Annotated in this window: 11 protein-coding genes; 2 read left to right on the top strand and 9 right to left on the bottom strand. The window is 49.0% G+C overall.

From position 1 onward, the window contains the following. Nucleotides 1-13 precede the first annotated feature (13 nt). Both NYE33_RS15755 and NYE33_RS15750 read right to left on the bottom strand, forming a co-directional pair. Nucleotides 14-1,591 carry a response regulator transcription factor gene (locus NYE33_RS15755; protein ID WP_341066539.1) on the bottom strand — a complete coding sequence of 526 codons (1,578 nt, stop codon included), beginning with the start codon at nt 1,589-1,591 and terminating at the stop codon, nt 14-16. Next, nucleotides 1,588-3,498, bottom strand: coding sequence for a sensor histidine kinase (locus NYE33_RS15750; protein WP_341066535.1), 1,911 nt, complete (start codon nt 3,496-3,498; stop codon nt 1,588-1,590). The genes NYE33_RS15755 and NYE33_RS15750 overlap by 4 nt, the downstream gene beginning before the upstream one ends. Nucleotides 3,499-3,984: 486 nt before the next feature. Between NYE33_RS15750 and NYE33_RS15745 the strand changes: the two genes are divergently transcribed. Further along, a complete protein-coding gene (locus NYE33_RS15745; RefSeq protein ID WP_076244651.1) occupies nt 3,985-4,875 on the top strand; it encodes a hypothetical protein in 891 nt (296 codons plus the stop codon). 383 nt (nt 4,876-5,258) lie between these two features. On the opposite strand, the gene NYE33_RS36535 is transcribed toward NYE33_RS15745, so the two are convergent. The 6 genes from NYE33_RS36535 to NYE33_RS15720 all read right to left on the bottom strand — a co-directional run bounded on the left by NYE33_RS36535 (nt 5,259) and on the right by NYE33_RS15720 (nt 12,095). Beyond that, complete coding sequence (locus NYE33_RS36535) at nt 5,259-5,453, bottom strand: DUF6199 family natural product biosynthesis protein (protein WP_039306418.1); 195 nt, start codon at nt 5,451-5,453, stop codon at nt 5,259-5,261. 157 nt (nt 5,454-5,610) lie between these two features. Then, nucleotides 5,611-6,189: a TetR/AcrR family transcriptional regulator gene (locus NYE33_RS15740; RefSeq protein WP_042138887.1), complete on the bottom strand. Its 579-nt coding sequence runs from the start codon at nt 6,187-6,189 to the stop codon at nt 5,611-5,613. Further along, entirely contained in the window at nt 6,158-7,537 is a 1,380-nt protein-coding gene (locus NYE33_RS15735) for an MFS transporter (protein WP_341066533.1), read from the bottom strand. Before NYE33_RS15735 ends, NYE33_RS15740 begins: the two co-directional genes overlap by 32 nt. 219 nt (nt 7,538-7,756) lie before the next feature. After that, nucleotides 7,757-8,989 (bottom strand): MFS transporter, encoded by a 1,233-nt coding sequence (locus NYE33_RS15730; RefSeq protein WP_341066530.1) that lies wholly within the window; start codon nt 8,987-8,989, stop codon nt 7,757-7,759. 32 nt (nt 8,990-9,021) lie between these two features. Then, nucleotides 9,022-9,609 (bottom strand): TetR/AcrR family transcriptional regulator, encoded by a 588-nt coding sequence (locus NYE33_RS15725; protein WP_336101499.1) that lies wholly within the window; start codon nt 9,607-9,609, stop codon nt 9,022-9,024. A gap of 521 nt (nt 9,610-10,130) precedes the next feature. Further along, on the bottom strand, nt 10,131-12,095 hold the full coding sequence (locus tag NYE33_RS15720; protein WP_341066527.1) for a glycoside hydrolase family 127 protein: 1,965 nt from the start codon (nt 12,093-12,095) through the stop codon (nt 10,131-10,133). Between the two features lie 170 nt (nt 12,096-12,265). On the opposite strand from NYE33_RS15720, the gene NYE33_RS15715 reads away from it, so the two are divergent. Then, nucleotides 12,266-13,156 carry an AraC family transcriptional regulator gene (locus tag NYE33_RS15715; protein WP_076244642.1) on the top strand — a complete coding sequence of 297 codons (891 nt, stop codon included), beginning with the start codon at nt 12,266-12,268 and terminating at the stop codon, nt 13,154-13,156. Between the two features lie 127 nt (nt 13,157-13,283). Here the strand turns inward: NYE33_RS15715 and NYE33_RS15710 are convergent, their stop codons facing one another. Continuing rightward, nucleotides 13,284-16,844 carry a DUF5695 domain-containing protein gene (locus NYE33_RS15710; protein ID WP_341066524.1) on the bottom strand — a complete coding sequence of 1,187 codons (3,561 nt, stop codon included), beginning with the start codon at nt 16,842-16,844 and terminating at the stop codon, nt 13,284-13,286. Nucleotides 16,845-17,219 lie beyond the last annotated feature (375 nt).

Raw genomic sequence — 17,219 nt, 5'->3', positions numbered from 1 at the left:
GTAAACACTTCGGCTATTGATCTATTGACGCAGACAGTACTTTTTGCTGATTACGGTATTCTACCGGACTCACGCCTTCACTTTCTTTAAATACGCGGTTGAAGTTCTTGGTGTTCTCGAACCCGGATTTCTTGGCGATCTCGTAAATCATATCATCTGTGGTTTGGAGCAGCTGCTTGGCCTTACCGATCCGGTACTTCTTCAAGTAGGTTACAAAGTTCTCTCCCGTGTAATCCCGGAAGGCCTGGCTGAAATAAGAATAGTTATAGGACACTAGATTAGAAATAATGGTCATATTAATATTCTGCGCATAGTTCTCATGAATGTACTGGATCGCCTTCTTCATTTCTTTATTATCGATCTGCACGGATTTCAAGGTTTGGAGGTTGCCATCCAGCAGCAGGAGCAAGCTCTCTACTTCACGGTAATAGTCTTGGAAACAGCTGAACTGATATAAATCGCTAACCTTGCTGTACTGTTGGAGTATTTCTGATGATTCTTCTTTACCATAAGATTGCTTGATTTGATCAAATACAATTTCGTTCAAGGCTCTGCTGATTTCCTCAAGATACCCGATATTCTTCGGGCTAATATCCGCAGCGTCTAATATCTCATGCAGCAGGCCCAGCATCTCCTTCTCCCGCCCTGAACCCAGCATATTCGCAACCCTTTTGATTGTATCTGCCGGCACCTGATAGCCGTTATCCTTAAGGCAAACCTCTTCGAATGTTACGATACCGGGTGCGGGCAGCATGAAAGTATGCTTCAAAGAAACAACCGCCTCCTCATAAGCAGAGTACAGCTTCTCCATCCCATAATTCAGCCCGCTTACGGCGATGTTCAGGTGAGAATCTGCCTGCGTCAGCAGTCCGGTTACTATCCGGGCAGCATGCATCCCTTCCGTCAGGATAACAGCCTGCGTATTCCGGTCAAAAAAACGTACAAAGCGAAAATGAAATGAAGGCTGAAGCTGTTCTATTAACGCTTGAAACTGCGCCTTAAAGGTCATCGACCCTAGTGCCTGCAAATCCCCGGCGTAATTAATCATCACTGCATGAAAACCGTGATCCATCCAGTCCAGCTCCAGCTGGGTCAGCCGCTCTCTAACCTCTTCCGGCTCCGCTGATGGATAGCCCGCGTAGTAATTCAGCTGGCTCTCCATGTACTCCTCCCGCTGCTCAGAGGACGCGGACAGTGCATCTATCAATTCTTCTCTTCGTCCAAGCTCCTCTTCAGCGCGCTTAATTGCAGCAGCCAATTCCTCGCGGATCACCGGTTTGAGCAGATATTCCTTCACTTCATAGCGGATAGCCGCTTTGGCATAAGAGAAATCATCATAGCCGCTGACTATTACAATTACAGGCTTCAGATGGAAGTCTTGAATCGATTTTATTAATCCGATCCCATCCATCTCCGGCATACGAATATCTGTAATCAGAAGGTCTATATGCACAGCTTTCAGTATATCCAGCGCCTCAAAAGCATCGCAAGCCAAGTGAATGTCATATACATCTGTATATTCCCGCTCAATCATGGCCTGAAGCCCGCGGCGGATATTCTTTTCATCATCCACAATCAGGAGCTTTCTCATATAATCTGCGTTCCTCCTCTATCTGATGTTAATAAAGGCAGCTTAACGGTCACTTGGGTATAGCTTCCCCGCTTGCTCTCTATCCGGAGTCCATGTTCATTACCGTACACCATCTGAATCCGCTGATTCACATTTCGCAGCCCGATGCCGCTGCCCTTATTCAGCTCCGTTATTTCCGCCGTCTCCGGGGGCAATGCATTGAATTCCTCTTCACTCATAATCAGCTTACGATTCAGCTCCTGCAGCTTATCCTCTGCAATTCCGATACCGTTGTCAGTCACCTCAATATAGAAGAACCCCCCGTCTTCGAAAGCATGGATAGCCACAATCAGGCCGTCACTTTTCATCAGAGCGGAATAAACCCCGTGCTTCAAGGCATTCTCCACAATAGGCTGCAGCGACATCTTCAATATCTCGTGATCCCAAAATCTGTCCTCCACCTCAATCTCCAGTTTCAGCTTCTCATCATAACGGATGCTCATAATTGCTATGTAATGCTGAATATGCCCCATTTCATCTCTCAACTGCACCCGGTCACCTGACCATCGGAGATTGTAACGCATCATGCTGCCCAGGGAAGTGAGCGCATCCGATACCGTATATTGTCCCTCAACCTCTGCAAGCATCTTCAAATTTTCCAGAGTGTTGTATAAAAAATGGGCATCAATCTGATTGTGCAACGCCTGGAGCTCGGCTTCTTTCGTGGCTGCGCTGCGCTTCACCGCATCGGCGATCATTCCATTGATCGTGTTCAGCATCTGCCGGAAATGGTGGGCCAGCTCTCCGATCTCATCGCCGCCTGTGACATCAATATCTACGCCAAAGTCACCACTGCGCACTTGCTTCATGGAATCCCGCAGAATATTCAGTTTGTTCAGTATGATGGACTGCATGAAGAAGGTTGTAATGGCCAGAAGTATCAGCAGGATTAGAATGACCACAATGACGGTGTTTCGGGTTTGATCTATCTTCGAATATGTAGTGTGTAATGAAATCACATTGATAAGCTCTGCATTTATTTTATCGATATGTTCAACAAGGTATATGAAATCCTCCCCTTTGTGGGAGAGCAGCAATGATGACTTGCCTGCTTGCTTGTACTTAGCGACGGCCTGCTGAATATCAGCTTCATCCAATCCCGGTAGCGGGTCTGTGCTGTTGGCATGCAGATTGCCCTGCTGATCAAGTATGTAGAACCGGGAATCACGGTCACTGCTGTTGTTATAAGCCTTTTTGAAGAAATTCCCGATGGGCATATCGACTTTGACGATTCCAAGATGCTGGATAAGATTCTGGCTGTTCATTTGATTAACTCCCGCCATCAAGGAGACTATAGAGCTTGAGCTTGGGTTCACAGCATCGTTGCTGTCCTGTAATAGTGCATCTTCAGATTGAATCTCCCATAGATCGTTTCTGGTTTGATTCATCATTTTAGTATAAAATGACTTGTCCTTAATCCTTTCTTCATGATAAATGATTGGCCAGAGCTCACTAATCCATGGATTGTTCACGAAAAAGTGAATATTTGCGATATCCGAATTATTGAACAACACGGTTTGTAAATAGGTGAAGGAGTATTCCTGAAACCGCTTGATATCGTTCAACCCGGGCTCCGATTCAACGGTTACATACTCCCTCAGCTGCCGATCCGAAACCAGTAATCCGATTGACTGCTCCATGACTCCAATCTTGCTCATAATCTCTTGTTTCTCATTATCGGTCTGGTAACGATTCTCCTTGATGATGTCTTGGATCGTATTCTGATAGAACCCGGTAAACAAATAGTTGGAAATCACAATAACCGGAACCAGAATAATCACGATATAAGCCCCAATCAGCTTGATTTGGATGGATAGATCCGCAAACCACCTCTTAAGCTGCTCTGCTGTGCTCCTAACCCTGGCCATCTCCCGCCCCTTTTCTTCAACAGCTTCCGTTCTCTCAATTATATTTCATCATGTTTGAATTCATAAGGCAGCAAATTTCAGTCAGGGTTGCAGAATTTTAGTTATATTCGTTTAATGCTGGCACCAATCACGGCTCTTTCCTTCCCCACCTGTAAAAAACGCAACGTTTCCTGCAGATTTAACGCCTAGCTGTTCATTAGGAGCAATTCCGCTAACATGTGCGGTGCTGTCATCCACTTATAACCTTTAACTGAGTAGCTTGATTGCCCCGAACAAAGCAAGATCTGCGTTATCTGATTGTCGCGCCAGCCGTAATCGTTTTATCATAGTTGTATTTCATTTCTTCGCCCAGATATTCTTCAGCCTCTGAAATTTTGTTAAAATATACTAATTAATCATTGCTATATATTGGAATATATGATTCAATATATAAGTAAAATGAATTATTTTCCATTAATATATTTTAAGAAATTAGGAGGAGTTTTCATGAGGTTAAAATCATTTGTTTCTGGCGTTTTAATGGTAACGATTTTATCTTTTGGTCCAAACGCATCTGCTGCTTCAGAACAATCAGTTTATGAAGGGGTTGCCTACAGTAAAGTTGATTTAAGTGAGGTTGGAAGCTTATCTAAGATTGCACTCATCCAAGAGAAAGAAAAGTTATCTGTAAGCTTCGAGCTAAACGGTAAAGAATACGATATTGATGCTGTAAGCTTCGGGAAGGATGAAAATGGAAGGAAATATGCTACAACTGAAACTGCAGATGGTGTTTCTTTTAACCTTCTCGAATCTAATGGTTCTGTTACAGGTGTAATTTCAAATACAAAAATATCACCAATTAATCAAACAGTTGAAGAAAGTTTTGGTTTTGTTATTTCTAAAAGTGTGAGCCAAGCGGAACTGGAACAAACAATACAACAAGCACAAATCGAAAACAGCGAAATTCTAGAATCATCCGTACAGAGTATTCATACATTGCCAGCAAAGAAGTCTTTTAGCGACTCTCGTCTTCTAGCGAGTGATCTTCATGTTTTAGCAAGCGGGACTAGCATTCCTTTCTTACTATCTAGCGGAATGTCGGAAGGATGGGTTTTCTCTACACATACAACGCAACAATACTTTAGAGTGAGTAACCTACGTTATAATATCGCTTACAACTGGCCTTCTGATGGCGTTTCGTTATGGTATGACTATATGAACAGTACTCAAGCATATCATTCACCAGCATGGCCTGCAGCCGGTCAAACGAGCGTTAGTGGACAATGGGATATTGATGCGACCAAAGGTAAATTTGTAGCTCAAACTTCCGTGACAGCCCTTGTAAAAAATGTACCATTGGGCTATACGGTATATGATACAGTTGATGTTGGTAACTAATCACTCTTAGAAAATTCCAAATTAACCCCCTTTGTATTAGGTCAACTAGAAATTACTAGTGGGCCTTTTTTTATATCTGTTTTGAATAATTTCACTGAATGAGGTTCCAATCCACTGCGACGAGCGCCCTATTGGGAGATGACATGAGCGTTTAGGGGAGAACTTATCCTCGGACATAGTGTTTTATGGCAGAAGAAAAGAGTGAAGGAAATCCCGATAAAATAACCGTAATTCCTTGTTTCAAGAAATCACACCATCACGTGTACGGCTATAATTATAAGAGGGGGAATCTTCACTCTTTAATTGAATCCAATTACCTCCATTTTAGTGGAGGTTTAATAGCGTGTTTTTTAAGTATTCCTAATGGATACGATCGGCTTTCGTTAGAGAACTTTCGATAGCAACACAATACCAATTACAAGAAAGATAAACCCTCCCAATCGATAAAAAATCAAAGAGCCAGCACTTGGTTCAACCTCTCCTTCAAACCTCCACCAGTTTGACATATACCATGAACTTCGCGGGCTAATAAGAGCTACAATCCCCAACACTGTGAATACAACTATGAAAATCCACATTATACACCTCCATAATTATATATATATTCCCATATTTCCCTGGTTATTTATATTGTAACGTAAAAGAATTAATTTTGTATGTTTCTGTTTCATGTAACTGATCCTTTTCCATAATTCCCGCCGTTTGTTCCTTCAAGTGAACTGGTAAACCTCCTCCTTAAGGGATTAACCCCCTGGTGAAGGTCTGTACACTCTCCTTAATGAATGCATCAAGTGAGATTGTGCCAATATCCAGATTGTTGGCGAAAACCCCGTAATTCATCGAGATGAAGGAATAGGCCTGAATCTCCGGATTGACATCGGTCAGCTTCCCCTTGCCGGCCATCACCGTGAAATAATTCGTCAAAATACTTATAAATTGTCTGGGATGCTTCAAAGTTCTTTCACTGAACCCCGGTAAATTATCCGCTTCCTTCACGCTGATCATAATCATCTTCCGGTTGCGGTTCATGATTTCATGGTAGGTCCGGCTGATCAGCAGCAAGTCTGTCTGCAAATCCCAGATCAGTTTCTCATCAAACAGCCTGGTCATTTCTTCAGCATAATGAAAACGGTCAAAGGCAGCTTCGAGCAGGTTCTGTTTACTTCCAAAGTGGCGGAACAATGTTTTCTCACTGAATCCGGCTGCGGCAGCTATTTCCTGGGTAGTTACCCCTTTATACCCCTTGCTTGCAATTAAATCGATTGCTGCGAGCAGCAATTTGTCACTGTTGCTTATACTGCTGTCTTCGCTCACTTAATCCACCTCCGCTTTGTATTTTAGCACTGCGCCCGAATTGAAGGAAGAAGAGCAAGACCATTACAGCAACCAATAACGCGAGCGCCAGGAAAATATTGCTGTATACGAAGGCAGTGCTATTGTGCGGGAACGGGTTCAGATGAATAGCAGTTGTGCCCATATCAAGGATCTTCCCGAAGACAGCGGCAGAGACCGCCCCGGCAATGAAATTAAACATGGACAAGAGGCCCATCCCAATTCCGATCTGCTCCTTCGGCAGCGTCCGTGAAACGGTGTTCGTCAAAGCAATCTGCATCAAAGATTGACCGAGCACACTGAAGATAAGAAAGACCGAGATAAAGACCGGTGACATCCCCACAACAGAAGACAAGCATAAGAAACCAAAGATAAGAATGCTGGCCGCTGTATATAGAAGAAAAGGATTGCCTTTCTCATCCGCCAGCTTGCCCCCTTTGCGTCCCATAAATGCAGTGACAAGAGCCGACGGCAGCATAATGATCCCCGTAACGGCTGGTGAGAGCTGGTTTACCTGGGATAACATTTGAGGTGTAGTGAACGGAGTCCCGAAGCCTATAGCCGCCGTTACAAAGTATATTGCTAAACCGAAGGTAAACGGTCTGTTGCGGAACACAGCAGGTTTGACGAACGGATCAGCAGCATAGCGGATACGCACCATGAACAGGATCAGCATAACAACCCCTGTCACAGCATACCCCTTCCCTCCGTTAGTCAACGCAAGCAATAAGGCAGCAATCGTTCCTGCCAACAGAACTCCGCCGATGAAGTCGATTGTGCTGTCACTGCCTTTCTCATCATCCAGATATTTGCGGTACAACGGCAGTGTAAACAGCGACAATAGAGGAATCACAAACAGCACCTGCCAGTTCCAGGCAGTGGACACGAAGCCGGCAATAATCGGGCCTAGTGCAGCGCCAAGAGAAGTCCCGATTACGTTGGTGCCTAACATCCGGCCGCGCTTTTCCGGTGCAAAATAACGGATGGGAATGATCATGGCCAGCGCAGGAATGACCGATGCTCCAACAGCCTGCAGAATACGGGCGGCGATCATCATCCAATACTCGGTAGCCAGGAGCCCCACTATGGAGCCGGCAGAAAGGAACAATAGACCGAATGTCAGCAGATTCTTCAAGCTGTATTTGTCCGTCAGTTTGCCGAAGGTCACTGTGCCAATGGCGTATACAATCAGATAACCGGTCACGATCCAGCTCACCTGCGATGGCGAAAGCTGAAACTGTCTGCTGATCACCGGAAGAACCACATTGAACATCGTTCCATTCATCACGGAGATGATCAGTGTGAAAACAAGAATACGCATTAATGGCATACCATGATTGGTCCGCATACTATCCTTTGATTGAACGTTATCGTCCATTACATTCATTCGCCTCGTTTCTACTTTCATTAATGACTGTCAGTGCTTACTGACATTTAAATAGATAATAGCTTACTTTTTTATAAATTGTCAACGGATAGCGGCTAGTTCAAGAATATCAACTTAAAAAGGCATACGATGGAATCATCGCATGCCTTCGCACAGTAACTGTTATTCTGCCGGTACAGCAGACACCTGTTCACTTGTGACAGGCCTTCTGGATGGCAGTTTTAATAGAAGAGAAACCAGGAATCCCAGGAATATAATTGACCCCAAAATCCCGAAGGAAAGCGGGTAGTTCTCCGTCTTTAATAATTTCAGGGCTAACAAGGGTCCCGTGCTGGCGCCTAAGAACAAAATAAAAGCGTTAAATGAAATTGCCGATCCGCGCGCACTCCCGCCCAGCTGGCTGACGATGGAAATAACCACGGGTGTTACCAGGGCAATCCCCGCCACAAAAACAACACTCATCAGGACAATAACCGGCAGGCCCGGGTTTAAGGCTAAAGCAAGCAGCCCTGCTGAAGCTAAAGCTAATCCGCCCCGCAGAACGGCAACCATCCCCAGCCGCCCGGCAATTCTTCCCGAGAAGGGTGACAACAGCATTCCGGCGATGCCCGCTGCACGAATCGAAAGGATTGCCTGTGCGGAGAGTCCAAACTTGGCTGAGCTTAAATAACTTCCTAATACGGTATACATCCCGACCAAGGCTAACAACAGCACAAAGGTTATGGCGAAAGCCAGCAGCAGCTGTGTTTGTTTGAGCAGCCCGGCCATCTGCTTGAACTTTAGCAGCACATTTTCTTTCGGGCGGTGCAATTCATCCTTCGGGAGAAAGCGAATGACAATGACTGCCGTAATCCCGTACACCCCTCCGAGAATGAAGAAAATTTCGTGCCAGCCCCAATATTCGTTAACCAGCCCGCTGAACACCTGGCCTACAATGCCTGCCATCAGCAGCCCGGAGCTTATAAATCCGAGAGCTGTGAGTCTTTTATGGGGAGGAAACATTTCCCCGGCATACACGAGTGAAATCGGCGCGAATGCAGCGGCAATAAGCCCCTGAACCCCTCTGAGGACAATAAGCCCGTAGAAGCTATCCACAAATCCGATCGCAACGGTGACTAAAGTTAACCCGATAATACTTGCCGCCAGGAATATTTTACGTCCGTATCTGTCTGAGAACGGTCCATAGAGCAGACAGCCCAGCGCATAACAGAGTGAGAACGAGCTTCCGATCCAGGCGGCCTCACCCGGGCTGATCTGAAAGGCCTGCGTAAATACATCGGCCAAAGGAATTGTGATATACATGCTGGTTAAGATGACCAATCCGCACCAGAATAATATGACCGTCATTAAAGAGTAGCTTGAATTGCCGCTCTGCTTGCTTATCGTCTGATTCATGAAGTAAAGCTCCCCCGGTTTTAATAGTTTGTTTAATTTGCCGTAGCAGCAGCGATTCCATTCATCACATGGATCAGCAGATCGTTGATGTAATCCTCATCCGGGATTTTTTTATAGATCAGAATCTGAAAGTAAATGGGACCATAGAGCAGATCCAGGACGACATCCAGGTTAAGCGCCGACTTCACTTCACCTTTATCGATGGCTGCCTGAAGCGCTTGTTTGGCTGTATTTCGCTTAGTGATCAAGAATAGGTTGTAAAAATCTTTCGCAATCTCATCATTCTCCGTAACGATGGTTAAGGTGGACTTCCCGATCGGGCTGTTCAGAATACGCGCCAAAGCTTCAAGCTGCTGCCTGAAGTTATCCTGAACCGGTTTATCGGCGTCAAAATCAAACTCGGATTCCGCGGTCATAAGAAACGCATCCAGTACAAGACGCGCTTTATTGTTCCACCATCTGTAAATGGTTGATTTGCCTACTCCGGCCTGTGACGCCACTGCCTCAATAGTTAAAGAGGAATAATTGTTTGCAGCGAGCATCTCAATCGTCGCCTCCAGAATCCCCTGTTTGCTGCGGGCTTCCTTGTGCTTCACATTTATGTGTATGTCCGTGTTCAATGGTTCACCCCCTGAATCGCTGTTATTGCCTATGAATAAACGATACGATACGTTTCGTTATATTATCTAATAAAAATTCATATTTGTAAATTTAAAATAATATTCATGAGGAGTAGAATAGCCGGCGGAGTGCAAACGAACGCGTCCTCCCGCAGAGCTATCCGGAATCAGATGACCTTTTTTCGAGGAAAAACCTGTTTCACTGCCTGTTGCGGACTCAGGAGCCGTTATATTGCTCTCTCGGGCTTAAAATGAGGGAAGCCGAGCTCTGATAAGTGAGTCCGCATAACCTGCAAAAAGGCCTGGTTTGGTGAAATAACGGCCCTTCAGTCCGCAAAGGTTCTGCCGCTGATGGACCGCAGGGAGTGTGAGGGGTACCCATACACAAAGAGATGCCCCGGCCAGCCATGCAACGGCTCGGAGGACACCTCTGATTACTCTGATTACTCTGATTACTCTGGTTACTCTATTAAGCTACACCGTTAAATTCTGTTCTACAGCAGCAGGAATAGTATATCCACTTATCTGCCAGCTTCCTCCTCAACCCAGACGGACATTTCACCAGCTCCGCGGTTGGCCCAGGCAAAGTAAGGGATGAATTTCAGCTGCACCTCCCGGCCGGTCCAGGAGGCTCCGCTGCTGTACAATCCCTCCGCTGCCCACTCCCCCTCCGGCTGTGCCCTGATCCCCGGGACGCTCAGCGTCTGAATGTCCGCCGGGAATCCCGGTTCTTCGGCAAGAGTATAGGCTTGCCCGGCAGGCAGACGCAGCTGGTACAGCCGCTTTCCGTTATCTGCCTCCTCCAGACAATAGACGAACGGACCGCGCTGCAGGGCGACTTTGGAGAAAATCTGGCGGATATGCGGATGTCCCTTCATCCGGTGCACCGGCATCGCGAAGCACACCTCAATGGCGTCGCCGGACGCCCAGCTGCGGGTGAGATGAATATACCCGTCAGCACTTCCGCCGCTGTATGTACGGGCCTGGCCTTGTATGGATACTATCGCCTCATTGCTCCACTCCGGCATGCGCAGGGCTATGGTGAATTCCCGCTCCTGCTCCGGATCGACCACAAAGCGGACCTTGCCATCCGTAACGTAACTGGAATGCTGTTCGAGCCTTAACGGCAGCCCGTTCACCACCGTTTCCAGCTGTCCGCCGATATAGAGCTCCACGTATAAGGTATCCCCTTGCGCAGAATACATGTAATCTCCCAGCGAAGCCAGCAGACGCGCGACATTGGGCGGGCAGCAGGCGCAGGTGAACCAGCCCTGGCGCTCTGCTTGTATATGCTTATAATTCTTGTTCTTGCCCAGAACATCCGGGTACACCTCCAGCGGATTCACATAGAAGAACTTGGTCCCATCCAGCGACATGCCGCTGATTACGGTATTGTAGAGGGCTCTCTCCAGCACATCCGCATATTTGCGGTGATGATCCAGGGCCAGCATACGCCGGGCAAAAAAGATCAGCCCTACAGATGCACAGGTCTCGGCATAAGCCAGATCAGGCGGTAAATCATAATCGGCCGTAAAGGATTCCCCTTGTTCCATGGACCCGATGCCGCCCGTAATATACATCCTTCTATTCACGATGTTATCCCACAGCTTCCGGCAGGCGGCAAGCAGTCCCGCGTCCTTCGTCTCCAGGGCGATATCAGCCATCGCTGTACACATATACACCAGGCGGACCGCGTGTCCCTCTGCAGTGGCTTGCTCCCTGACCGGAACATGGGATTGGTTGTAGAGGGGATCATGCACTATGTCGAGTTCCGGGAAATGCAAGGTACGGCCGCGCCGCTCCCATTCCTCTTCGAAATAAGATGGCTGCTGCCCCCGCTGCTCCAGGAAATAACGCCCCAGCTCCAAATACTCCCGCTTCCCTGTCGCATGGAATAATTTCACGAGTGCCAGCTCGATCTCCTGATGCCCGTCATACCCGTGCAGCTTGCCGGGTCCGGTTCCGAATACGGAAGCTATGTAATCGGCATAGCGGCTGACCGCATCCAGCAGCTTTCTTTTCCCCGTAGCCCGGTAGTAAGCTGTTGCCGCTTCAATCAGATGTCCGGCGCAATATAATTCATGGCATTCCGCCAGATTGCTCCATTCCTGCCCCGGTTCCTTCAGCAGAAAGTAGGTGTTCAGATAGCCATCAGCCCGCTGGGCGGCAATCAGGAGTTCAATCACCTCATCGGCAATGTCCTCAAGCGCGGAATCCCGCCGGGTCTCCAGCAGATAAGCAACCGCTTCGAGCCATTTGCCGACATCGCTGTCCTGAAAGACCATTCCGTTGAACCCGCCCTCCTCCCGTCCGGCAGCAATCTTGAAATTGCGGATCGCATGGCTGGGAACAGCCCCCTCAATACGGTCATTCAGCGCTTCCCACTGATAAGGAACCATAACTTCGCGGACCAGACGGATATATTCGGACCAGAACACATCTTGGATCTGAACCTTGCCGGATGCGGCTGTAGTAATTTCATTCATTATATGGAACGCTCCTCTCAGGATTCATCAATTATTGCCGAGCCCTTTCCTTTCATCTTTCCAACTTCAAAGAAAGCGCTTTATTAATAATAATACATGTTGTATCATGAGAAAAAACGAGGATTTCCAACCTTATTTTTCATCATTTCAACCTACTGGAGGCTTATCAAATGCTCTCACCGATACTCCATTTCATTTCCCCGCCGATTCCTTACTTCATAGATTGCGGACACGCCACTTATACGGCTGGTGATTATCACATCGACCGCAACTGCATCGGGGTATTCGATTTGATTGTTGTGCTGAAGGGAACCCTGCCGGTCGTTGAGGACGGGAAGGAGTGGCAGCTGAAGGAAGGCGAGATCCTCATTCTCCGTCCGGACGGGCATCATTACGGCAGCGCTCCCTGCACCGGGGATACGAAGATTATCTGGATTCATTTCCAGACCTTTGGCAGCTGGAAGGAATGTGAGAGCATGGATGAATGTCTCGACAACCAGAGTGCCTTAATTGAGAGCCATAAGCAGAAGGCCTACCTCAATCATGCCGATGTCTGTTCCATTTACATCCCCAAGCATATGAAGATTACAGCCAAGGCAATGGAGGTGCTGAACCTGTTCTTCGAGCAGGAGCATGAGCCGCAGTCCCTGCGGAACTGGAAGCGCCAGGCTTCCTTTCAGTCCTTCCTCCAGCATCTGGACCGTGACCTCGCCTCCCCCTCTGATGCTACCGCCATCCAGCTTGCCGAACGCATTGAGCTCTATATCCGCCGCAATTATACCCAGGACATCAACAATCCGCTGCTGCAGAAGGAATTGAATTACCACTCCAACTATCTGGCCAAAAGCATGCTGAAAGCTTACGGCATGACGCCTATGGCTTATCTCCAGAACTACCGGGTCGAGCAATCGAAGCGTCTGCTGCTGCAGACCTCCTGGTCTGTGACCCGGATTGCCGAAGAGGTCGGCTTCCATCATGTCTCCCATTTCTCCTCCTGCTTCTCCAAGAAGGAAGGCCTGTCCCCGTCGGACTTCCGCAGCAGGTTTATCCGGAAACGCTGAGCGTGCACAGACGGCCCCATTCCAGGACAGCCGTTCAGTCCGCCTCATAAACACCAAAGAGGGAGTCCCCTATCTCAAGGGTTCTCCCTCTTTGCGATATGCATTTCTCCTGGAAGACTTCCGTAGATCAGCTTACAGGCACTTCAGGTGTTACCGGTGCTTCAGGTGTCACAGGAACCTCCGGTGCACCTGGATCAGGAGCACTGCTATCCGGCAGCGGAGTGACTTCGCCGTCCGGCTGCTGTCCATCCGCTTCGTCAAGCGGCGGCAGGGCAAGCCCGGAATCCGGCTGCAGCGCATCCAGTTCCTCCATGGAAGCGGAAGCCGACAGCGCAGGCATCGTCCCTCCGAAGAGTGCGGTAATCTCCGAAGCACTGAGGGCACGGTTAAAGATGATGAAATCATCGACAGCGCCGTTCAGATTCGGATCACCGTATTGTGATCTGCCGATATAATTCTGCGTGGTATTGCCCAGGCTGGAAGGCTTCAGTGTCATGCCCGTGTTGACGGCAACCTGTACGCCGTCCAGGTAGAGACGGCCTGTCGTGCCGGACAGGCTCACAACGACATGCTTCCATGCTCCGGTGGCCAGCGGTGCAGTTGCTGTAAGCTGCTGCTCGGTGCTGTTGCCGCCGGTGGTGATGGCAAAGCGCATCCCGCCGCCGCCAATCTGGGGTGCCAGGAACATATTAGCGGTTGTTCCCGTGCCGAAATCAAAGATTCGCGCCCAGTCACTATTAGACGTAATCTTAACCCAGGCGGAGATTGTAAAGTCGTTCAGCTGGCTGACCACGCCTGCCGGCAGTGAGGCATAAGCGCTGGTTCCGCTGAGATTCAGCGCGTTGCCTGCGCCTGTGCGGCCGGTAACCCAGGTGGAAGTTCCGGTCAGCACCGCATGGTTCAAGCCGTAAGAGGAATCCGTAACCGTTGTTCCGGAGGACTGGTTCATGTTGTAGTTGACAACGATGGAGGAGACCGGGGCGGCAGTTCCCTGCTGGATCTTCACTTCATAGGAAGACCCCGTGCCGATATTCAGGCTGGCGGTTGCAGTCTGCCCGTTCACTGCCGTGAAGCTGCCGGATGCCACATTGTTCACCGTTACGTTATAAGTTCCGGGGGCAAATCCGTTAAAGGCCACCTTCGTAACATGTGCGGTCCCCGGTGTTGCATTGCTGAGCGTGAAGCTGGCACTGGTCTTCGCCTTAGCGACGGTTGCCAAAGTGTATTTGTCCCGCTCCAGGCTCATGCCCCATTTCTCCGTGATCAGATTCAGGCGCTGGTATACGCCGTCCTTGGGTGTAACGATGTAGTTCCCGCCGCTCTCCGTAACCTCGCAGCCGTAGCCGTACAGCCCGAAGATCGGGTCTACTGCCACATCGGAGCTAAGCAGCTTGATCGCGCCGAACAGGCCGAGATCTGCTTCGCCGGACATGCCGCGCCAGCCATTGAACAGCGGTCCGCCGTCAAGGCCCAGTGCGCCGTTGTTGCCCTTCATCGCCTGATACGTCCACGATACGGCCCCGATATCTGCCGGATCGGAGCTGATCTGCCCCGAGTTGATCGCGGTCAGATTCGCGAGCTTGGCGGCATAGGTTAAGCGCTGCTCTACTTCCGGAGCAGTGGAATTATTTCGCACCCAGTCATCCATTGCCGTTCCGGCAAGCGCTGCGGTGTATTGGAATTGCCACCATGGCTCTCCGTTGATCGTTACCGGATCGGAGTAGAAGTACCATACCGGCATTTTTCCGCGGACGGCACGGGTTTTGGTGTTGATTTTACTCTTAATTGTATTGTTGTTATTCATCTTCGCCAGCATGTACACGGCTTCTTCGCCGGTATTGTCATAGTTGTATTCGGAGCCGTAAGGATAGGTTGTGCTGGCAAAGTTGTTGTATTTGGTGTTCATTTTGGCAATGATATCGTTGGCCTGGGTAGTATAGCCCTCTGCCTGCAGAGCCTTGATGATCTCCGGAGTAGTCACCTCTCCCATGAGGCCCGTGTTCCAGTTGTAAGCTACAGGACCGTCATAGAGCGCTTTCATAATGTTATATGCCCGCAGCAGATAAGTATTGCTGGGCTGCGTATAGGTGATCAGGCCGGGGTACAGCCTGGAAATCTTGTACATGCTGAAATACGTATTGTAGATATGCGGGTAAGCGTACCCCCGGTAGGTCGGTGTAGTGTTCGGCGCGGCCATGAGGAAGTCAGGCACCAGGTAATCGGTATGATGGCCGGCCATCAGGTTCGTCCAGATCGTGGTCTCCAGATACTGGTCGAGTGCGGTTATTTCTGAGGTTACAGGCTTCTGGACGTTCTTCTCGGCGAGGAATTGGGCATGTGTATATCCCCAGTCATCCCCCCAGCCCCAGTACCCGGCAAAATTATTGCGTTTGCTATTGGTCTGCATCATCCAGTCATCGAAGGCCTTGTCCCGGATATCCCCAGGCACGTTCCACTGCTGATTGTTCACCATGAAGGTGGCATGGCGCTGGAGCGCCGTATCTACCGGTTCAATGGCGTAGAACTGCAGGGTCGTCTTTTCTCCGCTGCCATAATTGACTGTGATGTTGTTAGGGCCCAGATGATTCATCTGCAGGGAGTACAGCTTGTGATCCCCCGCCGTTGTTCCCAGGGAAGTCACCGTCGTTTCGGACGGATACTGCGCAGTTACGGAAGTGATAGTCTTGGACGTGCGGAGGTCGAATTTGGCCGTCTGGTTAGTTGGCACGACTAAGCTCGGTACTACCGTGGTATCAATCAGCCCTTCCGAGTACAGCCGGTCCTTGGTAGCCTGCTCACTGGCTGATTTGAAGAATTTGAAGGCATAGGTTTTGCTTGCTCCCGGGGCAAGTGTCAGGCTGCTGTTCGGCAGGTAGCCGCGCCCCGTACTCTTAATCACATTAGAGTGGATGTAGTAGACCGAGAGACCTTCCACCCAGCCGCCCTGATCGCCCGCCCATTTGCTGCCCGCATGATCCTGGATGCGCCAGTTATCCATATACTCGAAGCCTGCGCCGGTGGTGGCATCCGGCACCAGCAGGAGGGAAGGGCCAATGCCGCTTGGGCGCTGTGCAGTCACATAGGAGCTGTTATTGCCGATGAAGGATTGGGTAACTACCCTGGATTCATAAATCTGCTCATTGCCTCCGCCGGTCCAGAATTCGTTGAAGGGCAGCGGCAGGCCGAAATCACCGATCTCCAGAGTCTGTGTGCTGGTGTTGGTCACTTGAATCTGCCACAGCAAGTAATCGCTTAAGAGAGAATAGCTTTCATTCACCCGGAAATTACGGATGCCCTCGGCATTCGCGGAATTCTGGTAGATGATGTTGACCGTATTGCCGGTCTGGCTCTGCGTGCGGCCGTCGGCTGATTTATTGGTTAAGGCTTTGGTCCAGGCGCCATTGTTCAGCCGGTAAGTGAACATCAGCTCTCCGAGCCACTGGTGGTCTGCCGTATTCTGGTTGGGGGCATTGGTGGCATTCATGACATAGTTTGTGGGGAAGTTATCTCCGGTCAGCTTCAGGCTGGTAATGTCGCCGTTGGTACCGGTACTGACCTGAAAATTGCTGTTCGACAGATCATAAGCAAAGGCGGGCTGGGCAAACCACAGTAAACTTAAGGCTGCTGTGGTGAATACGGCGCTTAGCAGCGTCTTTTTCACGAATGGGGATTTCATTCTTCCCGGCATTGCGGTTCCTCCTTGAAAAGCGGAATGTACAGTATGTCTCTTCCTCCACTTTACTGGAATTCCTCTATTAATCTTCGAATTTGCGGACTCTTCCTCCCCTCCCGGCCAGGCCTTGCACCCGTCGATGTATTTCAAAATTATAGTAATTCACCTACAATAATACATGCTATCCGGCGAAAAAAAATCGCGGATTACAACCTCATTTTTAACCATTTCAACCTGCTTCACAGGGATTGACGGCCGTTACCGTAGTTCCCGTTCCCACCCTCCGGCTGAATCTGCAGTAAGGGGAAACGCTGATTTCCTCAAATTCCATAAATGAAGACAATAAAAACCAAATAGATTACATATATTGGTTTACAGTTTGCAGATATA

This window comes from Paenibacillus sp. FSL R10-2199, assembly GCF_038000235.1.
Classification (GTDB): domain Bacteria; phylum Bacillota; class Bacilli; order Paenibacillales; family Paenibacillaceae; genus Paenibacillus_AQ; species Paenibacillus_AQ phytohabitans.
Note: the sequence above shows the minus strand (reverse complement) of the source record. Positions and strands in the feature narration are given on the sequence as shown.